The organism is Paraburkholderia sp. D15 (assembly GCF_029910215.1).
GTDB lineage: Bacteria > Pseudomonadota > Gammaproteobacteria > Burkholderiales > Burkholderiaceae > Paraburkholderia.
The window spans coordinates 3,131,630-3,151,640 of the sequence record NZ_CP110395.1 but is presented as its reverse complement, the minus strand read 5'-3'; the positions used below and the strand labels follow the sequence as shown (position 1 = coordinate 3,151,640).

At 63.8% G+C, this 20,011-nt stretch carries 11 protein-coding genes; 3 read left to right on the top strand and 8 right to left on the bottom strand.

The genetic code is table 11. From position 1 onward, the window contains the following. Positions 1-49: 49 nt before the first annotated feature. Positions 50-2,932 carry a valine--tRNA ligase gene (locus LFL96_RS13510; protein ID WP_280995732.1) on the bottom strand — a complete coding sequence of 961 codons (2,883 nt, stop codon included), beginning with the start codon at positions 2,930-2,932 and terminating at the stop codon, positions 50-52. An 822-nt stretch (positions 2,933-3,754) separates the two neighbouring features. Between LFL96_RS13510 and LFL96_RS13505 the strand changes: the two genes are divergently transcribed. Further along, positions 3,755-6,106, top strand: coding sequence for a UvrD-helicase domain-containing protein (locus tag LFL96_RS13505; protein ID WP_280995731.1), 2,352 nt, complete (start codon positions 3,755-3,757; stop codon positions 6,104-6,106). Continuing rightward, entirely contained in the window at positions 6,103-6,939 is an 837-nt protein-coding gene (locus tag LFL96_RS13500) for a 5'-methylthioadenosine/adenosylhomocysteine nucleosidase (RefSeq protein WP_280995730.1), read from the top strand. Before LFL96_RS13505 ends, LFL96_RS13500 begins: the two co-directional genes overlap by 4 nt. A gap of 121 nt (positions 6,940-7,060) precedes the next feature. On the opposite strand, the gene LFL96_RS13495 is transcribed toward LFL96_RS13500, so the two are convergent. The 3 genes from LFL96_RS13495 to LFL96_RS13485 all read right to left on the bottom strand — a co-directional run bounded on the left by LFL96_RS13495 (position 7,061) and on the right by LFL96_RS13485 (position 12,238). Continuing rightward, positions 7,061-8,968, bottom strand: coding sequence for a propionate--CoA ligase (locus tag LFL96_RS13495; protein WP_280995729.1), 1,908 nt, complete (start codon positions 8,966-8,968; stop codon positions 7,061-7,063). Between the two features lie 266 nt (positions 8,969-9,234). Beyond that, the gene (locus tag LFL96_RS13490; protein ID WP_280995728.1) at positions 9,235-10,464 is read right to left on the bottom strand and encodes a hypothetical protein; all 1,230 of its coding nucleotides are present in this window, start codon (positions 10,462-10,464) and stop codon (positions 9,235-9,237) included. A 529-nt stretch (positions 10,465-10,993) separates the two neighbouring features. Then, positions 10,994-12,238, bottom strand: coding sequence for an MFS transporter (locus LFL96_RS13485; protein WP_280995727.1), 1,245 nt, complete (start codon positions 12,236-12,238; stop codon positions 10,994-10,996). Positions 12,239-12,809: 571 nt separating this feature from the next. On the opposite strand from LFL96_RS13485, the gene LFL96_RS13480 reads away from it, so the two are divergent. Continuing rightward, on the top strand, positions 12,810-14,486 hold the full coding sequence (locus LFL96_RS13480) for a methyl-accepting chemotaxis protein (protein WP_280995726.1): 1,677 nt from the start codon (positions 12,810-12,812) through the stop codon (positions 14,484-14,486). Positions 14,487-15,056: 570 nt separating this feature from the next. Here LFL96_RS13480 and LFL96_RS13475 read toward each other — a convergent pair. From LFL96_RS13475 to LFL96_RS13460, 4 genes are read right to left on the bottom strand one after another with little or no spacing between them, the layout of a single operon-like run. After that, positions 15,057-15,917, bottom strand: a complete 861-nt coding sequence (locus tag LFL96_RS13475; RefSeq protein ID WP_280995725.1) for an HlyD family secretion protein — start codon at positions 15,915-15,917, stop codon at positions 15,057-15,059. A gap of 13 nt (positions 15,918-15,930) precedes the next feature. Then, on the bottom strand, positions 15,931-16,131 hold the full coding sequence (locus LFL96_RS13470) for a DUF1656 domain-containing protein (RefSeq protein WP_280995724.1): 201 nt from the start codon (positions 16,129-16,131) through the stop codon (positions 15,931-15,933). Next, the gene (locus LFL96_RS13465; protein ID WP_280995723.1) at positions 16,121-18,328 is read right to left on the bottom strand and encodes an FUSC family protein; all 2,208 of its coding nucleotides are present in this window, start codon (positions 18,326-18,328) and stop codon (positions 16,121-16,123) included. The genes LFL96_RS13470 and LFL96_RS13465 overlap by 11 nt, the downstream gene beginning before the upstream one ends. A gap of 11 nt (positions 18,329-18,339) precedes the next feature. Continuing rightward, on the bottom strand, positions 18,340-19,854 hold the full coding sequence (locus LFL96_RS13460; RefSeq protein ID WP_280995722.1) for an efflux transporter outer membrane subunit: 1,515 nt from the start codon (positions 19,852-19,854) through the stop codon (positions 18,340-18,342). Positions 19,855-20,011: the final 157 nt, after the last annotated feature.

Genomic DNA, 20,011 nt, shown 5'->3' with positions numbered 1-20,011 from the left:
GTTTAGCTATCAGTTCGTGCCCGCCGGTCGGCGGGCGGGGGAGCGCCGATCAAGCCGGCAAACGCGCCAGTTGGGCTTTCAGTTTGCCCACCGTGGCTTCGAAATCCGCCAGCCGCTTCTGCTCCTGCTCAACGACTGCCGGCGGCGCCTTCGCGACGAAACTCTCGTTCTGCAATTTGCCGTTGCACTTGACGATCTCCGTGCTCAACCGCGCAATCTCCTTCGACAAACGCTCGCGTTCGACCGCGACGTCGATCTCCACCTTCAGCACGAGCTTGTCGTTCCCTACGATAGCAATTGGCGCGCCATCCGCCTGCGCATCCAGCGTCGCCTCGTCGGCGATGATCTGCACGTCCGACAAACGGGCCAACGCCTGGGCGTACGGCGCGAAGGTGCGCAGGCGCTCGGCGTTGCCGGTGGCGAGCAGCGGCACCTTGACCGCGGGCGACAGATTCATCTCGCCACGCAGGTTCCGGCACGCATCGATCACCGCTTTCAGGTCGGCGGCCCATTGCTCCGCGTCCTCGTCGATCTTCGCGGGCTCTGCAACGGGGTACGGCTGCACCATGATGGACGCCTCGCCCTCGGCCTTGCCCGCGGGATAACGTCCCGCCAGCGGCGCTACTTTCTGCCACAGCGCCTCGGTGATGAACGGAATCACCGGATGCGCGAGGCGCAGCACCGTTTCGAGCACGCGCAACAGCGTACGGCGCGTGGCGCGTTGCTGGTTCGGCTGACCCGTCTGGATCTGAACCTTGGCGAGTTCCAGATACCAGTCACAGTATTCATCCCATACGAACTTGTATAGGGCGTTGGCCACATTGTCAAAACGATAGTCGGCGAAGCCCTTCGCGACTTCCGCTTCCACGCGCTGCAGTTGCGACACGATCCAGAAATCGGCCTGCGAGAAGTGCAGATGGCCGTCCGGTCCGCACTCGCCGCACTGCGCCGGCTGGTCGAAGCCGCAATCGTGGCCTTCGCAGTTCATCAGCACGAAACGGGTGGCATTCCACAGCTTGTTGCAGAAGTTGCGATAGCCTTCGCAGCGCGCCAGATCGAAGTTGACGTTACGGCCGAGCGTGGCCATCGACGCCATCGTGAAGCGCAGCGCGTCGGTGCCGAACGCCGGGATGCCGTCCGGGAATTCCTTGCGAGTTTTCTTTTCGATCGACGCGGCCTGCTTCGGATTCATCAAGCCGCTGGTGCGCTTGGCGACCAGCGTTTCGAGGTCGATGCCGTCGACGATATCGATCGGGTCGAGCGTGTTGCCCTTGCTCTTCGACATCTTCTGGCCTTCGGCGTCGCGCACCAGCCCGTGCACGTAGACCGTGTCGAACGGCACCTTGCCGGTGAAGTGCGTGGTCATCATGACCATGCGCGCGACCCAGAAGAAGATGATGTCGAAGCCGGTGACGAGCACCGACGACGGCATGAAGTGCTGCAGTTCGGGCGTCTCGTTCGGCCAGCCGAGCGACGAAAACGGCACCAGCGCGGACGAAAACCACGTATCCAGCACGTCCTCGTCGCGCCGGAGCGCGCCGGCGTAGCCGGCCGCGGCGGCCTTGGCGCGCGCGTCTTCCTCGGTCTTCGCGACGAAGATCTCGCCGTTCTCGCCGTACCACGCCGGGATCTGATGGCCCCACCAGAGCTGACGCGAGATGCACCAGTCCTGGATGTTTTCGAGCCACTGGTAGTACGTGGTGGTCCAGTTCTCCGGCACGAATTTGATCTGGCCGTTGCGGACCACGTCCAGGGCGGTTTCGGCGATCGATTTGCCCGGATTGAAGGTGCCTTCCGGCGCCGGCTTGCTCATCGCGACGAACCATTGATCGGTCAGCATCGGCTCGATGATCACGCCGGTGCGGTCGCCGCGCGGCACCATCAGCTTGTGGGCCTTGACCGACTCGAGCACGCCGAGCGCGTCGAGGTCCGCCACCACCTGCTTGCGGGCTTCGAAGCGATCGAGGCCGCGGTATTTTTCCGGCGCGTTGTCGTTGATCTTCGCGTCGAGCGTGAGAATCTCGATCATCGGCAGGCCGTGGCGCTGGCCGACCGCGTAGTCGTTCACGTCGTGCGCGGGGGTGACCTTGACCACGCCGGTGCCGAATTCGCGGTCGACGTAGTCGTCGGCGATGACCGGTACTTCGCGGCCCGACAGCGGCAGCGTGACGGTCTTGCCGATCAGGTGCGCGTAGCGTTCGTCTTCCGGGTGGACCATCACGGCGGTATCGCCGAGCATGGTTTCCGGGCGCGTGGTGGCGACGACCAGATGGCCGGCACCGTCGGTGAGCGGGTACTTGATGTGCCAGAGGCTGCCGTTTTCTTCCTCGCTGACGACTTCGAGGTCGGAGACGGCGGTCATCAGCACCGGGTCCCAGTTGACGAGGCGCTTGCCGCGGTAGATCAGGCCCTGTTCGTACAGGCGGACGAACACGTCGCGCACGGCGGCGGACATTTTGTCGTCCATCGTGAAGTATTCGCGCGACCAGTCGATCGATGCGCCGAGGCGGCGGACCTGACCGGTGATGGTCGAACCGGATTGCTGTTTCCAGTCCCACACGCGTTCGACGAATTTCTCGCGGCCGAGGTCATGGCGCGACACGCCTTGCGCGTCGAGCTGGCGTTCGACGACGATCTGCGTGGCGATCCCGGCGTGGTCGGTGCCCGGCACCCAGAGGGTGTTTTCGCCGAGCATGCGATGGTAGCGGGTGAGGCCGTCCATGATGGTCTGGTTGAACGCATGGCCCATGTGGAGGGTGCCCGTGACGTTCGGCGGCGGCAACTGGATCGAGAAGTCTTTCTTGTTCGCGTCGAAAGTGGGCGCGGCGTACGCGCGCTTTTCCCATTCCGGGCCCCAATGGGCTTCGATGGTGTGAGGCTCGAAGCTTTTCGAAAGGGTGTCGGCGGTGGTGTCGGTGGGGGTCTCGCTCATGGGGGTTTTTGCTGGTGGATGCGTGGAATGTTTGATTATAAGCGGGGAGGGGTGGGGGGGCCCGTTCGGGCTGGGGTTTGCTTTTTTCTTTTCTCTTTTTTGCCTGTTATTTTGGCCTTTCCTTGCATTCTTAGTGGTCTATTAGCGTTGCCCCTGTGCGGGGCGGCACTTACTCTCTTTGCCGCGGCAAAGAGAGTAAGCAGAGAAAGCCGCTTCAACCCGCCAGCTCATAAGCGGGCACCCCGCACAGCCACGGTAGTGGCCCATCTGGAATCCGTGCCCTCGCGCACTCCCCGCTCGTGACAAAGCGCTCATCCATCCCGCCTCGCGCTGCGCGCTCGCCGGCCCGGTCCATCCCAAACCAGGGGTTCATCCTTTGCGGTGGGGCCATCGGCTGCGCCTCGGCGTGGCGCTGAAAAAAGACGGGGCAAGAAGCACCGCCGCCCGATTATCGGAGGGCGGCGTGTGATGGACCCCGGGGCGCGCGCAGCGCCGCCGGAAGCATGACTGCCTTGTCACAGGCGCGGAGTGCGCGAGAACACGGATTCCAGATGCACCACTGCCAGTACTGTGCGAGGCGCCCGCTTATGAGCTGGCGGGTTGAAGCGGCTTTCTCTGCTTACTCTCTTTGCCGCGGCAAAGAGAGTAAGTGCCGCCCCGCACAGGGGCAACGCTAATAGACCACTAACAACACAAGGAAAGGCCAAAAACTCCAGACAAGGAAAGACCAAAAACCCCAAAAAAAACAAACAACAAAACAAGAAAAAACCACACCCCCGCCGGGGCATATAATGTCCCCCGACCTGCCGCCCTCCAATTCAAATGCCCGACCTGCTCGCCAACCTCAACCCCGAACAACACGCCGCCGTCACGCTCCCCAATGAGCCCGCTCTCATCCTCGCCGGCGCGGGCAGCGGCAAAACCCGCGTGCTCATCACCCGCATCGCGTGGCTCATCCAGCACGGCCTCGCGTCGCCGGCCACCGTCCTCGCCGTCACCTTTACCAATAAAGCCGCCCGCGAAATGATGTCGCGCCTCTCGGCGCTCCTCCCCATCGACACGCGCGGCATGTGGATCGGCACCTTCCACGGCCTCTGCAACCGCATGCTTCGCGCGCATCACCGCGACGCCGGCCTGCCCGCTACCTTCCAGATCCTTGATACCGCGGACCAGCTCTCCGCGCTCAAGCGTCTGATGAAAGGCCTGAACGTCGATGATGAAAAGTACCCGGCCAAAAACCTCCAGTACTTCATCAACAACGCGAAAGAACAAGGCCTGCGCCCGAAAGACGTCGACGCGACCGACAACTTCAACCGCAAATTCGTCGAACTCTACGAAGCCTACGACCAGCAGTGCCAGCGCGAAGGCGTCGTCGATTTCCCCGAACTGCTGCTGCGCTGCTTCGAACTGCTCGCGCACAATCCGCCGCTGCGCGCCCATTACCAGGCGCGTTTCCGCCACATTCTCGTCGACGAGTTCCAGGACACCAACAAGCTCCAGTACGCGTGGCTCAAGATGCTGGCCGGCCAGACCAACGCGATCTTCGCGGTCGGCGACGACGACCAGTCCATCTACGCGTTCCGCGGCGCGAACGTCGGCAACATGCGTGACTTCGAACACGAGTTCAACGTCCGCCATCTGATCAAGCTGGAACAGAACTACCGCTCGCACGGCCATATTCTCGATGCCGCCAACCAGCTGATCGCCAACAACTCGCGGCGCCTGGGCAAGAATCTGCGTACGGACGCGGGCCACGGCGAACCGGTGCGCGTGTACGAATCCGCCACCGATTCGCAGGAAGCCGGCTGGATCGTCGAGGAAATCAAGGCGCTCATCAGCACCGGCACGTCGCGCAGCGAAATCGCGATTCTCTACCGCAGCAACGCGCAGTCGCGCACGATCGAACACACGCTGGTCAACGCGGGCATCGCGTATCGCGTGTATGGCGGGTTGCGCTTTTTCGAGCGCCAGGAAGTCAAGCACGCGCTCGCCTATCTGCGGCTGATCGACAACCCGAACGACGACACCGCGTTCGCGCGCGTCGTCAATTTCCCCACGCGCGGCATCGGCGCGCGCTCGATCGAACAACTCGCGGACGCCGCGCGTCTGTACAACTGCTCGATGGCGGCGGCGATTCCGTACGTCGCGGGCAAGGCGGGATCGAGTCTCGCCGGGTTCGCGAACCTGATCGGCAAAATGCGCGCGGAAACCCAGCAGATGAGCCTGCCGGAAACCGTCGAATACGTGGTCCGCGCGAGCGGACTCGCCGAGTTCTACCAGAACGAGCGCGAAGGCCAGGACCGGCTGGAAAACTTGCAGGAACTGGTCAACGCGGCCGCGGCCTTCGTGAGCGAAGAGGGCTACGGCATGGACACGCCGGCGCGCTCGATTCCGCTTCGCCCCGGCGCGAGCGCCGCGCCCGAACTGCCGGTCGCCACCGACGACCCGAACACCGTCGTGCTGGACGCGCCCGGCATTGCCGATCCCGCGCAAAACCCGGACACGATGACGCCGCTCGCGGGCTTCCTGTCGCATGCCTCGCTCGAAGCGGGCGACAACCAGGCGCAGGCCGGCCAGGAAGCCGTGCAACTGATGACGGTGCACGCGGCCAAGGGCCTCGAATTCACGGCGGTGTTCATCACCGGCCTCGAAGAGGGGCTCTTTCCGCACGAGAACAGCGCGATGGAGTCGGACGGCCTGGAGGAAGAGCGCCGGCTGATGTACGTGGCGATCACGCGCGCGAAGGAGCGGCTGTATCTGTCGTTCGCGCAAAGCCGCATGCTGCACGGTCAGACGCGCTACAACATCCGCTCGCGCTTCTTCGACGAATTGCCGCAGGAAACCCTCAAGTGGCTCACGCCGAAGGTCGAGGCGGGCGCGCGCTGGGGTGGCCGTTCGGATAACGCCGGTTACGGCCGCGACTGGTTCGCGCGGCCGGGCTACACCGGACCGGCGTCGTCGACGCCCGCGCCGCTGCCCGCGTTCGCGAACGAACAGCGCGCGGCGGAGACGGGCTTTCGGATCGGCCAGCAGGTGTTCCACACCAAGTTCGGCGAAGGCACGATCACCGCGCTCGAAGGCGGCGGCACCGACGCGAAGGCCCAGGTCAAATTCAAGCGGCACGGCGAGAAGTGGCTGGCGCTCGCGGTCGCGAAACTCCAGGCGGTCGAATGAGCGTCGACAGGCAAGGCACGGCGGGCGGAAGCGCCGCGGATAACGATTCACGCGGCCACGTGCCGGCTTCGCATCGGCCGCTGGGCATTCTGGCGGCGTTGCCGCAGGAACTCGGCGATCTGCTCGACGCGATGCGCGCCGAGTCCGGTGTGCGCACCGTCACGCACGGCAAGCGCGACTATCACCTCGGCACCGTGCACGGCGCGCCATGCGTCGTGACGCTGGCGCGGGTCGGCAAGGTCGCGGCGTCGGCCACCGTCAGCGCGCTGATCCATGCATTCGATGTCGAAGCGATCGTCTTTACCGGCGTGGCCGGCGGCGTCGGTACGGAGGTGAAGGTCGGCGATATCGTGGTAGCCGATACGCTGTTGCAGCACGATCTCGACGCGTCGCCGCTGTTTCCGCGCTTCGAAGTGCCCTTGCTCGGCGTATCGCGTTTCGCGGCGGATGAATCGCTGGCCGAGCAACTCGCCGCGGCGTGCGAACGTTTCGTGGCCGAGGAGGGCGCGGCGGCGTCGGCGCGTTTCGGCACGCGCGAGCCGCGCGTGCATCGCGGCCTGATCATCAGCGGCGATCAGTTCGTGGCGAGCGCGGCGGCCGTGCAGGCATTGCGCGACGCGCTGCCGGACGCGCTCGCGGTCGAGATGGAAGGCGCGGCGATCGCGCAGGTGTGCCACGAATACGGGGTGCCGTGCGCGGTCGTGCGCACGATCTCCGATACCGCCGACGATCACGCGCCCACATCGTTCGTATCGTTTCTGACCGAGATCGCAGGTACGTATTCGAACGCGATTCTCACGCGGTTTCTGAAGGCGCGCGGCGGCGCGAGGTAAGGGCGTAAGGGCTTAAGGGCGTTAACGGCATTAAGGGCGTATGCCCGGCCGCGAAAGGCGGTGACACGGCGGCGCGTTCCGCAGCGCGATCAGGCGCACAACCGGAACCCGCCCTGCGTCGTCAACCCTTGCCCGCCGTTTCATCCAGCGCTTCGCGCACCTGCTGCAGAGCCGCCGGGTCCTCGATGGTCGGCAGATCGCCCGGCTCGCGCCCTTCCGCGAGCGCGGCGATCGCGCGGCGCAACAGCTTGCCGGAGCGCGTTTTCGGCAGCATCGGCACCATCACCACGCGCGCGGGTCGCGCGATCGCACCAAGCTGTCGGTCGACGGTCGCCGCGAGATCCGCTTCCAGCTTCGCGCGACGTTTCGGGTCCGCATACGCGGCGGCGTCGCGCAACACCACGAAGGCCATCGCCGCCTGCCCCTTGAGCGCATCCGTCACGCCGACCACCGCGACTTCCGCGACGGCCGCGTGGCTCGACAGCGCTTCCTCGATTTCGCGCGTGCCGAGCCGGTGGCCGGCGACGTTGATCACGTCGTCGGTGCGGCCGAGGATCGTCACGTAGCCGTCTTCGTCCTGAATGCCCCAGTCGAAGGTCGAATAGACCTGCCGGTTCGGCACGCTCGACCAGTACGTGCCGACGAAGCGCGAGTCGTCGCCCCACACCGTCGACATGCAACCCGGCGGCAACGGATAGCCCAGCGTCAGCACGCCTTTCTCGCCGGGCGGACACGGTTCGCCGGTCTGTTCGTTGCGCAGGCTCAGATGGAAGCCCGCCGACGGCACGCCCGGCGAACCGAGTTTGGTGGGCAGCGCTTCGACGCCGCGCGGAATCGCCAGCATCGGCCAGCCGGTCTCGGTCTGCCAGTAGTTGTCGATCACCGGCTTGCCGAGCGCGTCGGCGATCCATGCGGCGGTCGGTTCGTCGAGCGGTTCGCCCGCCAGGAACAGCGTGCGCAGGCTCGACAGATCGGCCTGTTTCAGCAGCGCCGGGTCCTGTTTCTTCAGCACGCGCAACGCGGTCGGCGCGGTGAACATCAGATTGATTTTGTGCTGCTCGACGAGACGCCACCAGATGCCGCCGTCCGGCCGGATCGGCGTGCCTTCGTACATCACGGTCGTCAGGCCGGCGATCAGCGGCGCGTAGACGATGTAGCTATGCCCGACCACCCAGCCCACGTCCGACGCGGTGAACATCGTGTCGCCGGCCTTGCCCTGAAAGATATGTTCCATCGATGCCGCCAGCGCCACCGCATAGCCGCCGACGTCGCGCTGCACGCCCTTGGGCTTGCCGGTCGTGCCCGACGTGTACAGCACGTACGACGGCTCGTTCGATTCGAGCCATTCGCAGGGTACGTGCGCATTGAAGAACTGTTCGCGCAGCGGCTCGTAGCTGACCAGATAGCTGGCGTTCAGCCGCTCGGGCGCGAGTTGCCGGTCGACCAGCAGCACGCGCGCCGTTTTGTGGCTGGCGCGCGCGAGCGCTTCGTCGATCAGCGGCGTGTAGTCGATCACCTTGCCGCCGCGCGCGCCGGCGTCGGCGGTGACGATCAGCACCGGCTTCGCATCGTCGATGCGCGCCGCGAGGTTCGGCGCCGCGAAGCCGCCGAACACCACCGAGTGAATCGCGCCGAGCCGCGCGCAGGCGAGCATCGCGAAGAGCGCTTCGGGGATCATCGGCAGATAGAGCAGCACCACGTCGCCGCGTTTCACGCCGAGCGAGCGCATCACCGCGGCCATGCGGTTGATTTCGGCGTGCAGTTCGGCGTACGTGTAGCGTCGCTCGATGCCGGTTTCCGTCGACACATAGACCAGCGCGTTCTGCTGCGCGCGCGACGCGAGGTGTCGATCGACCGCGTTGTGGCACAGATTCGTGCGTCCGCCGACGAACCAGCGCGCGAACGGCGGGTTCGAGCGGTCGAGCACCGTGTCGAACGGCGTGTCCCAATGAATCCGCCGCGCCTCGTCGCGCCAGAAGTCCTCGGGGTTCTCGATCGAACGGCGGTGGAAGTCGCGGTAGCTTGTCATCGGCGGCGATCCTTCTGCTGCGTGGGTCGAGCGCCGACGGCGCGCCCACGGCCAGCCTGCACTGTATGAGATTGGGATATGTCGGCACAAGCATAGAGCAGGCCGGGCCGTGCGGACAACGCGGGTTCACCATGATCGGGAGGGTTGGTGAATTCGAGCCGCAAAGGCGTGAATGGAGCCAGGCCAGCGAAGGGGTCGTCAGGCCGGTCTGAAAACGATACGGGCGCTGCGGCGCCCGATGTCCAAAGGGAGACTTGAATGAAAAGTCAGCTGGGCCAGTAAACGCTGCATGCGTGGATTGCCTGGTTGTGATTCCAGTAGTCAGAGCTATCGTTATCGATGATGATTTCCAGTGTTGTGCCGAAACAGTCGTTTGCGTAGAGATGGTTATATCTGAAGTCGGAGTCTGTACAACCACCGCGCGAATTCTCAGTGTCGGTGAAGTGCCCGCCAAAAATAACCACCAACGGCACTCCGGCGACACCAGCTGGATTAAATCCGGAGTTAAAAAACGCGTCCATACCCTCTGTCTGCCAGAGGCCGGTGCTTGAACCGTCTGTGATGAAATCCAGTGGCTCCGCAGAGTTGTAGGGTTGATTGTGAGGCGGGTGGTCGTCGTCTGCCGGCCACAGGGCCGATTCGCTGGCATTGAGCGCCAATATTGTGACGTTTGCAACGCCTGGGTCGCCATTTTGCGTAAATAGGGAAATTACGCCGCTATGTCCGGTTATCCCCATGTTTACCATTTTCCCTGAACCTTGGTCGTCTGCGTACTTTGTCTCGAAGTCCCAGCGGAGAATGGTCAGTGGGATCTGTGAATTTTTTTTGGAGGAGTTGTAATCAATATAATAGATATGGGTGCAGGAGTCATAGCCGGATCCGGATACAAATTTTTCACTCATTGTGAAATCTTCCGTGGTAGCGACTGGTGCAGCAACATTAAATTTAATCGTACTGGTGCCGTAGGTGCTGTACGGACTGCTTGGCGCCGTGGGATCGCTATAATTCTCTGACAACGGTACATAGAATGCGTAAATTTCGGTGGCGACAGCGCCTGATTTTTGTACGGGTGGTAGCAGGAAAAACTGAAGGGTGTTGGAAACGCTGCTCCCTGTAAATGTCGGGGTGGGCACCGCCGTATCGACTAGCGTGGCGCAGTCGTGGTAATACTGATCGTTGCGCCCGGCGTCGTCACTTGTAAAGCATAGCCAACCTTTGGTTGTAATGTCGGTGTTTTGGGCGTGCTCCAGGAACTGGATGTTTGATTTAATATTGTTTTCTATTTCCTCGGCCATCAATGAATCAAGGGTTACGCTGTTGTCAGAGTAGGAATATTTTAGAAAACAGATCCCGGTCATCTTGCCATTTCCATAAAGAGATCGGTCGCCTGACGTCGAGGTTATTAATTTTTTGGCTTGCCTGTTCTCGCTCGGCGTTGCGGAAGTGTAGAACCCTTGTATGGTCAGTTTGTTTTCGTCGTAGATAAAGGTGCTCATGGCTATAATCTCCAATGGCGGGGGTGTTGGTGCGAGAGGGTAATCTTGTTGGCGCGGATGAATGACTCCGCACCTGTATATTAATGATTCGATGTTATTAAACGTGTTGAAGGCGTGATATTCCTGTCATTTCGGCTGGATCGCGCACCATGGCGGCCCGATACGCCTGGACTTTTCTGAAAGGGATAACGCTTCAACTGAGGTGAGAGATGGGTAGGCGGAATGTGATCAAAGAATTCACGCCTGAGGTTGTGCAACGGGTCGTTGTACAGGGCTGGTCGCTCTCGAAGTCCTGTGAGGCAATGGGTGTGGGCGATACGATGGGGCGCAGTGGTGTGCTTGGTTAGCTGAGCCGTGTCAGGTCGTTATAGATGAAAACCGATGACAACCGTCCTGCCAGGCGCATTCACATGGTGCGAAACATGGGTCCCGTACTTGAAGACCGACATGCCGGTTCTGCCATTGCAGGTCGAAACGTGCAATGGCAGATATCAAGCGGCCTGGATTCAGTCGACTCTATCCGTCCTCCTCAAGCCTTCGCGCGCTTGCCCTCGACATCCGGCAGGAACACCGTCAACACGCCGATCAGCGGCAGGAACGAGCAGACCTTGTACACGTAGGTGATGCTGGTGGCGTCGGCCAGTTGCCCGAGCACCGCCGCGCCGACGCCGCCCATGCCGAACGCGAAGCCGAAGAACAGGCCCGCGACCATGCCGACCTTGCCGGGGATCAACTCCTGCGCATACACGATGATCGCCGAGAACGCCGAGGCCAGCACCACGCCGATGATCACCGTCAGCACGCCGGTCCAGAACAGGTTCGCGTACGGCAGCAGCAGCGTGAACGGCGCGACGCCGAGGATCGATACCCAGATCACGTACTTGCGGCCGATCCGGTCGCCGATCGGACCGCCGATCACGGTACCCGCGGCGACCGCGGCGAGGAACACGAACAGATGGATCTGCGCCGCCTGCACCGGCAGATGGAACTTGTCGATCAGATAGAAGGTGAAGTAGCTGTTGATGCTCGCGAGGTAGAAGTACTTCGAGAACACCAGCAGCATCAGCACGCTCATCGCGAAGATGACCTTGTTGCGCGACAGCGTGGCGTGCGCGACGGCGCCGCGCGCCTTCTTCACCGACGGATGACGCTTGTACCAGCGGCCGATCTGCGTGAGCACGACGATCGCGACGAGCGCCGCCACCGAGAACCACGCGATGCTGCGCTGGCCGTGCGGAATCACGATCAAGGCGGCCAGCAGCGGTCCGAGCGACGAGCCCGCGTTGCCGCCCACCTGGAACAGCGACTGCGCGAGACCGTGCCGTCCGCCGGAGGCCATGCGCGCGACCCGCGACGACTCCGGATGGAACACCGACGATCCGCAGCCGACCAGCGCCGCCGCGACCAGCAGCACGCCGAAGCTCGGCGCGACCGACATCAGCAGTAGACCGGCGAGTGTGAAGCCCATGCCGACCGGCAGCGAATACGGCTTCGGATGCTTGTCCGTGTAGATGCCGATGAACGGTTGCAGCAGCGACGCGGTGATCTGATAAGTCAGCGTGATCAGACCGATCTGGCCGAACGACAGCGCGAAGTTGTCCTTCAGCATCGGATAGATCGCGAGGATCAACGACTGGATCATGTCGTTGAGCAGGTGCGAGAAGCTGATCGCACCGAGCACGGAGTAAACCGTGCGCTGGACCTTGGCGGCGGGTTGCGAAGCGGGGGCGGCCGACGCTCCGGCGAGGGCGCTTTTATCGAGGCTCGTTTCCATAGGGTTGGGGCACAAAGATGGCGAAAGGTGGCGAAAAAAGACGGTGACGCAAAGGATTCGACGCTGTCTGCGCGGTGACGTCTGCGTGGAAAGGCGGTTGAACGACGGGATCGAACCACTGCGGCATGTCGACGCGCTAACCGGCGGGATCAGCTATGTGTCGCAGTTTAATGTGGCTTGAGCGAATTGTAAGGACAAGTTTTGTCGCGAATCGGCCACGAATCGGACACGAATTGGCCGGTTTGACGATGCAGGTGTCGTCAATGCGGGTTCGCCGTGCATCGAAACGGGGAACGGCGTGCTGCGCGGCGGTGCGTGGCGGGAGTGTGTTGCCGTTACCACGGGTGGCCGCGGTCTCGTCGGATAAATCCGGATCGAGGATTTTTGGCCATGTATAAAACGGTCGCGGGCGCGAAGCTTACAAGGCGACGCGTCGAGGACCGGGCGGCATGAAGTGGGCATTTCGCGAGCGACGCTAAAGATCGCCGACGATCGTGCCGTAGACCCGGAGAGATAAGCAGCAATGCCGGGACTGACCTTGCCGGCAGCTCTACACGTGGGGACGGGGAATATGAAAGCAGTGTCGCTGGGCAGCCAGGCGGGCGTGGGTTTCGTTCCGGAAGGGGACGCGGCGGGCAAATTGCCGCCGCGAGGCCAGGGTAGCCGCTCGCGATCCGTGCGGCTGAAGGGTTTGTCCGTGAAGGCGATGTTGCGGCTCGCTTTCGCGGTGCTGTTGATCGGCACGCTGCTGATCGGGGTGTTCTCGCTGACGCAGATCAGCCGGCTGAACGCCTCCGCGCAATCCATCTACGACCAGGGGCACGTCGCCAGCCGCGCGGCGGAAGAAGCGCGTGGCCACATGCTGCGCGCGAGCCGCGCGCAGAAGATGCTGCTGACCGCGACCACCGCGAAGGAGCGCGACGACCTTGGCGGCGACATCGACAAGGGTTTGAGCGGGCTGGCCGCGCAACTCGCGACGCTGCAACAGTACGTCGACACGTCGGACGCGAAAGCGGTCGACCAGCAGAAAAAATTCGCCGCCGCCGTGACGGTGTGGAGCGGTCACCTGCGTGATTTCGTGACGCTGGTGAAGGCGCAGCCGCTCGATCTGTCGCAGATGAACTGGCAGGTCGGCACGCAGGACGTGTCGCTGCTGGTGGAGACCGGCAAGCTCGAAAAAATGGTCGATGAGCTCGTCGCGCAGCGCGGTACGGCCGCGAAGGCGACCATCGAGGCATCGGGATTTATCTACCACTCGTCGTTCGTGATGATCGCGGTGATGACGATCGGGCTGATCGTGCTGGCGTTCGGCATCAGTGAGTGGGTGGTGCGACGCCTCGCGGGTCAGCTCGGCGGTGAGCCGGCGTACGCGAAGGAGATCGCGAGCCGGATCGCGGCGGGCGATCTGTCGAACGAGATTGCGCTGGGGCGCAAGGACAGATCGAGCATGCTGTTTGCGCTGCACGACATGCAGAGCGGGCTCGCGACGACGGTGGCCGACATTGCGTCGAGTGCCGATGCGATCGCGACGGCGTCGAGCGAAATTTCGATGGGCAATCTGGATCTGTCGCAGCGCACGGAGCAGCAGGCGATGGCGCTCGAGCGGACGGCGAGCAGCATGGAGCAGTTGACGTCGACGGTGCGGCAGAACGCGGATAACGCGAAGCAGGCGAGCACGCTGGCGAACAACGCATCGGAGATCGCGGAGAAGGGCGGCGAGGTGGTGAGCCGCGTGGTCGCGACGATGAACGAGATCAACGATAGTGCGCGGAGTATCGGCGACATCATCGGGGTGATCGAGGGGATTGCGTTCCAGACGAACATTCTGGCCTTGAACGCGGCGGTGGAGGCTGCGCGGGCTGGGGAGGAAGGACGCGGTTTTTCGGTCGTCGCCGCCGAGGTGCGGAATCTGGCGCAGCGCAGCGCCGCTGCGGCGAAGGAGATCAAGGGGTTGATCAGTACGTCGGTCGAGCGGGTGGGGAATGGCTCGACGCTGGCGCAGGATGCCGGGCAGACGATGGATGAAGTCGTCAAGGCGGTGAAGCGTGTGACGGACATCATGGGGGAGATTTCGGCGGCTTCTTCCGAGCAGAGTGCCGGGATTGAGGAGATTAATCTCGCGGTGACGCAGATGGATTCGGGGACGCAGCAGAATGCCGCTTTGGTGGAGGAGGCGACGGCGGCGGCCAGGTCGCTGGATGATCAGGCTAGGGGGTTGAAGGTTATGGTTGGGAAGTTTAGGTTGTAGTTGGGTCTTTCTTTGTCTGGAATTTGGGCCTTTCCTTGTATTGTTAGTGGTCTATTAGCGTTGCCCCTGTGCGGGGCGGCACTTACTCTCTTTGCCGCGGCAAAGAGAGTAAGCAGAGAAAGCCGCTTCACACCGCCAGCTCATAAGCGGGCACCTCGCACAGCCACGGTAGTGGCCCATCTGGAATCCGTGCCCTCGCACACTCCCCGCTCGTGACAAAGGACTCTTTCATCCCGTCTCGCGCTGCGCGCTCGTCGGGGCGGTCCATCCAAACCGGAGGGTGGCGTTAGATTTGCCCCGGGGCGCGCGCAGCGCCGCCGGAAGCATGACTGCCTTGTCACGAACGCCGAGTGCGCGGAAACACGGATTCCAGATGCACCACTATCGTGACTGCGCGGGGGACCCGCTTATAAGCTGGCGGTGTGAAGCGGCTTTCTCTGCTTACTCTCTTTGCCGCGGCAAAGAGAGTAAGTGCCGCCCCGCACAGGGGCAACGCTAATAGACCGATAAGAATGCAAGGAAAGGCCAAAAACTCCAGAAAAGAAAAAACCAGAAAAGAAAAAACCAGAATCAACCAGGCTGAACAACCACAGTACAAGTAATCCCAGCCGCCAACACCACCCCCTCGGGCACAAAATCAATCCCCACCCGAACGGGTACCCTCTGCGCCAACCTCACCCAGTTGAAAGTCGGATTCACATCAGCCACCAACTCCCGGCTCTGCGGATTATCCCGGTCATAAATCCCTCGAGAAATACTCTCGACATGCCCCCGCAAGGTCCCCCCACTCATCAACCGGATTTCAGCCTTATCCCCGACCCGCACATGCGGCAGCTTGGTCTCCTCAAAATACCCATAAACCCAGAACGAATGGCTATCGACGATCGCCAGCTTCGCCGCCCCGGCCGTCGCATAGTCCCCGCGGAATACATTCAGATTGGTCACATAGCCATCGACCGGCGCCACCACCCGCGTGCGCGCAAGATTCAATTTCGCGGCATCGAGCGCGGCCATCGCCTGCTGATACGAAGCCTCGGCGGCTGAAGCCGTATGCGTCGCATTCTCGCGACTCTCCTTCGACACCACCAGCGCATCCATATCCGCGCGCCGCTGCGCATCGTCGCGCTTCATCTGCAACTCGGCCTTGCGCGCGGCCACCGCCGCCTGCGCCTGCTCGACCGCGATCTCGTAGTGCGACGGATCGATCTGCATCAACAGATCGCCCTTCTTCACCAGCTGGTTGTCCTTCACCGGCAAATCCACCACCGCGCCCGATACGTCCGGCGCGACATTGACGATCTCGGCGCGCACGCGCCCATCGCGCGTCCACGGTTCATCCATGTAATGAACCCACAGCACGCGCCCAATCAAAATCGCGACGATGAAAATAACGGCTGTCGCGACGAAGCCCACAAGATTTCGGATGGTCATGATTCGACTCTGATCAGCGATAAACGGCGAGACCCAGCACGCCGCACACACACACGAGCAAACTGGCCCGGAACAAGGACGGATGCCACACCACGCGGTATAGCCCGGTATAAGCGATCGCGCGGTCCAGCACCCAGGTCAGCGCCGACCCCGCGATGAACAGCAGCACGATGGCCGGCACGTAGGCGTCGAAAACAGCGATATCACGTGGCATGACGAACTCCCTCTGACGCGTCGGCACGTCCGCTCATCAACGGTTCAAGCGGCGATTGCGGATCGAGCAGCGCGGTACGAATGAAATGCAGTTGACTCAGAATGCGTTGCAGCCGATGCCGCTCCTCGCGCGGCGGCGTGAACGCGGCCAGCACCTGCTGCACGGCCGCGATCGCATCGGCCATCGCGGCCAGCGCGCGGTCGAACCGGTCCGCGCGCGGCCGCTCGAACAGCGCGGTCAGCGCGTCGCGCATCGTCCGCAACGTCACGCGCCACGGCATCGTTTTCGCGTAACGCGCGTCGGCGGGCAGCGTCGCGACTTCGTGGCGCAGATCGATCATCGCGTTGCCGACTTCGAGCACGGCGAACAGCCAGCGCAACGTGTCGCGTTTCAGCTCGGGCTCGTTCGGCGCCAACGCGTTGATCTGGAACATCAGGTCGCGCGCGCCGCTCTCGAAGCGCGAACGCACCCGCCGCATTCCCGCGCGGCTCGCCAGCACGACCTGACGACGCAGGTCCACCAGCAGGCGGTTGCGCAGCCACGGCGTCGACGGCGGCAACAGCACCGCGAAGGCGATCGACGACACCAGCATCGACAGCACGAGCGCGATCGCGTCGTTCAGCGTGCCGCTCGGGTCGTAATGGATCACGTTGTCCGGCCCGGCGAGAAAGCAGAAGAAGATGCAATAGCCGACGCCGTAACCGGCCAGCGCCGGACGCGTCGTCATGAACACGCCGAGCAGCAGGAACGGCGTGAGCGCGGCGCACATCAGCGGAAAACCGTCGACGCGCGGAAACACCCAGTACACCGCGATCATTCCCATCACCGACGCGACCAGCGTGCCGGCCGCCATCTGGAACACCGTGCGCTTCGGATCCGGCGACGCCGACGCCAGCGCGCACACGGCCGCCGCGTTCAGCGTCAAGGTCGAGCCGCTCGGCCACGCGGTCGCGATCCAGAACGCGCCGAGCGCCATCATCACGAGCGCGGCCCGCACGCCCGCGACGCCCGCCGCGATCGCGTTGGTCTTCGGCTCGTAACGTTCGATCCAGCGCTCGCGTTCATGCGTGTCGACGGCGAGCGACGCGTAGGTCGCCGCGTACGCGTGCAGATCGTCGATGAAGCGGTACAGCAGTTCCGCGCCGGTGTCGAAGTCGAGCCGCGGCGCTTCCGGATGCGCTTCGAGCGCGCCGCGCGTCGCGCGCACGCGCTTCGGCAGTTCGGCCTTGTAGGCGGCGAGCTGTGCGGCGGCGTGTGCGGCATCGGCCGCGCTCAGCACCGGCTCGCCGGACCGGGCGAGCAGCGGGGCGATTTCCTTGAAATACGGTTCGAGCGCATCGATCGCGATGGCCGCGCCGTGGGTATCCGCGTCGCGCAGACGGTTCATCAACTGATGCAACGCGTGAAAGCGCGTCGACGCGGTCATGAACTCGCTGTTCAGCCGGGCGAGGCGGCCGCCGCGCATCCGCGAATCGGGGCCTTCGAATACCGCGACGCTGCGCGCCGCCTCGAAGCCGACGATGTCCGCGACGAAGCGCGCATTGGTCGCCTCGATTTTCGCGCGGTCGTTGTGCCCGGCAAGCGACGCGGACACATACTCGACGAACGCCGAGAAACGTGCGCGCACGGTGCCGCGCATCTGCAGGCCGGCGAACTGCGGAAACACCAGGCCGCTCACCGCGCCCGCGCAGACGATGCCGACCACCACCTCGGCGACCCGCGTCAGCGCGCTGAGAAATGCGCCGTCCGGATGCTGCGAGGCGGGAATGCCGATCAGCGCGGCGGTGTAGCCGGCCAGCACGAAGCCGTACGACTTGAAGTTACGGTTGCGCGCCGCGCCGGCGGTGCAGATGCCGACCCAGATCGCGGTCGAGACGATGAACAGTTCCGGCTGCTGCGCGAACAGGCCGATCAGCGCGAGCATCACGACGAGGCCGACCAGCGTGCCGCAGATCCGGTAGAAGCTCTTCGCGAACACCATTCCGCTTTGCGGCTGCATCACGATGAACACGGTGGTCATCGCGGTGCGCGGCTGCGGCAGGTCGAGTTTCATCGCGATGCCGAGCGCGAGGAAACACGCGGCGAGCGCCTTGAACAGGTAGATCCACGTGAGGCCGTCGTGGCGCGCCCAGTCGGCGGCGGCCGCGTAGAGCGCGGCGAGCGACCAGGGGCGCGGGGCGGAGGAGGAGGCGGACATGATCGGCGGCCTTAGTCGAGTTTCGGCGCGGCGCCGGCCTTGCCGTGCGCCGGCAGCGTCTGAGTCGCGGTCGGCCCGTTGGCCGGCTCATCCAGCCCGCCGCCGAGCGCCGTCACCAGCGCCGCATGCGCGCCCAGCCGTTCCGCCTGAATCTTCGCGACGCCTTCCTGCGCGCGCAGCAACTGGTTCTGCGCGACCAGCACGTTCAGATAGTCGGTGAGGCCGCGGCGATACCCTTCGCGCGACAGTTCGTAGTTCTTGCGAGCCGCCGCGACCGAACGATCGGCGTCGTTGGCCTGGGTGGCCAGCGAACGCAGCCGGATCACCTGATCGGACACGTCCTTCAACGCGCCGACGATCGACTGGTTGTAACGCTCGACCGCCTCGTCGTAACCCGCCGATGCCGCGCCGAGCTGCGAGCGCAGACGTCCGCCGTCGAGAATCGGCAACGACAGCGCCGGCCCCGCGCTCCAGCTATGCGACGGGTCTTTCAGGAACTGGAACAGCGGCCCCATCGCCGCATAACCGCCGATCGATGCGAGCAGGTTGATGTCCGGATAGAAGCCGGCCTTGGCGACGTCGATGCCGCGCGCCTGCGCCGCCACCGTCCAGCGCGCCGCGACCACGTCCGGCCGATGGCCGATCAGACCGGCGGGCAGGGCGGCCGGCAGACTCGCGGGCGCGTTGCTCAGGGACAGCGCCGGGCGCTGGATCGTGTCGCCCGCGCCCGGTCCCTTGCCGGCCAGCGCGGCCAGCTGATTGCGGCCGAGCGCGATCTTTTCTTCGAGCGCGTCGATCTGCCGTTCGTATTCGGGCATCGGCGTTTCGGCCTGGCTCACTTCGAGCTGCGTGCCGATGCCGCCCTTCAGACGACGCGTCGCCAGATCGACGATCTGCTGTTGTTGCTGCACGGTCGCTTTGGCGATGTCGAGCAGCGCGTAGTTCAGCGACATCTCGATGTACGTGCGCACCACGTTGTTGTCGAGTTCGAGCTGGGCGGCGCGCGCATCGGCGGCGCTGGCGTGCGCGGCGTCGAGCGCGCGTTCGGCGGCGTTGCTGTCCTTGCCCCACAGATCGAGGTGATACGACAGTCCCAGCGTGCCGGTGTTGTTCCACGATTGCTCGCCCGCGAGCGGGCCCGGACCGTAGTACAGGTTGTCGGCCCACTTCTGACGCTGGATCGACAGACTGCCGTTGACCTGCGGCGCGAGCGCGGCGCGTGCCACGCCCGCCATCGACATCGCTTCGCGCACACGGGCCTGGGCAGCCGCGAGGCTCGGGTTGCCGGCCTGCGCGGCGTCGATCCACGCGTTCAGTTGCGGATCGTCGTAGGCGCGCCACCAGTCGGCGGCGGGCCACTGGGCGTCGGCCGCGGCGGCGCGAATCGCGTTGCCCGCGTCGAGCGAGGAAGGATCGACGCCGCTCGCTTGCGGCGCGATGCCTCCGGTACTGGCGCAGCCGGCGATTGTTAATAGGATCGTAAGAACCGCGGCTGCGACGACCCTTTTCTGTACCGGAGACTGCACGATTTCCTCCAAAATTGACTATAGATGCCTGTGCGTCATTGTATTTTTAGATTGATTGCGGAATAACCGGTAAAGATGCAAGGCATTTTTACGGATTGTGAGACAATCGCCTTTGCGAATCGTGTAACAATCGCTTCCGATAAAATCGCAACGGACG

Bases quoted from the DNA above. Each gene is read 5' to 3' on its own strand.
- LFL96_RS13475 (WP_280995725.1), bottom strand. From the start codon at position 15,917: ATGACCATCCGAAATCTTGTGGGCTTCGTCGCGACAGCCGTTATTTTC.
- LFL96_RS13500 (WP_280995730.1), top strand. From the start codon at position 6,103: ATGAGCGTCGACAGGCAAGGCACGGCGGGCGGAAGCGCCGCGGATAAC.
- LFL96_RS13480 (WP_280995726.1), top strand. From the start codon at position 12,810: ATGAAAGCAGTGTCGCTGGGCAGCCAGGCGGGCGTGGGTTTCGTTCCG.
- LFL96_RS13505 (WP_280995731.1), top strand. From the start codon at position 3,755: ATGCCCGACCTGCTCGCCAACCTCAACCCCGAACAACACGCCGCCGTC.
- LFL96_RS13465 (WP_280995723.1), bottom strand. From the start codon at position 18,328: ATGTCCGCCTCCTCCTCCGCCCCGCGCCCCTGGTCGCTCGCCGCGCTC.
- LFL96_RS13510 (WP_280995732.1), bottom strand. From the start codon at position 2,932: ATGAGCGAGACCCCCACCGACACCACCGCCGACACCCTTTCGAAAAGC.
- LFL96_RS13470 (WP_280995724.1), bottom strand. From the start codon at position 16,131: ATGCCACGTGATATCGCTGTTTTCGACGCCTACGTGCCGGCCATCGTG.
- LFL96_RS13485 (WP_280995727.1), bottom strand. From the start codon at position 12,238: ATGGAAACGAGCCTCGATAAAAGCGCCCTCGCCGGAGCGTCGGCCGCC.
- LFL96_RS13495 (WP_280995729.1), bottom strand. From the start codon at position 8,968: ATGACAAGCTACCGCGACTTCCACCGCCGTTCGATCGAGAACCCCGAG.
- LFL96_RS13490 (WP_280995728.1), bottom strand. From the start codon at position 10,464: ATGAGCACCTTTATCTACGACGAAAACAAACTGACCATACAAGGGTTC.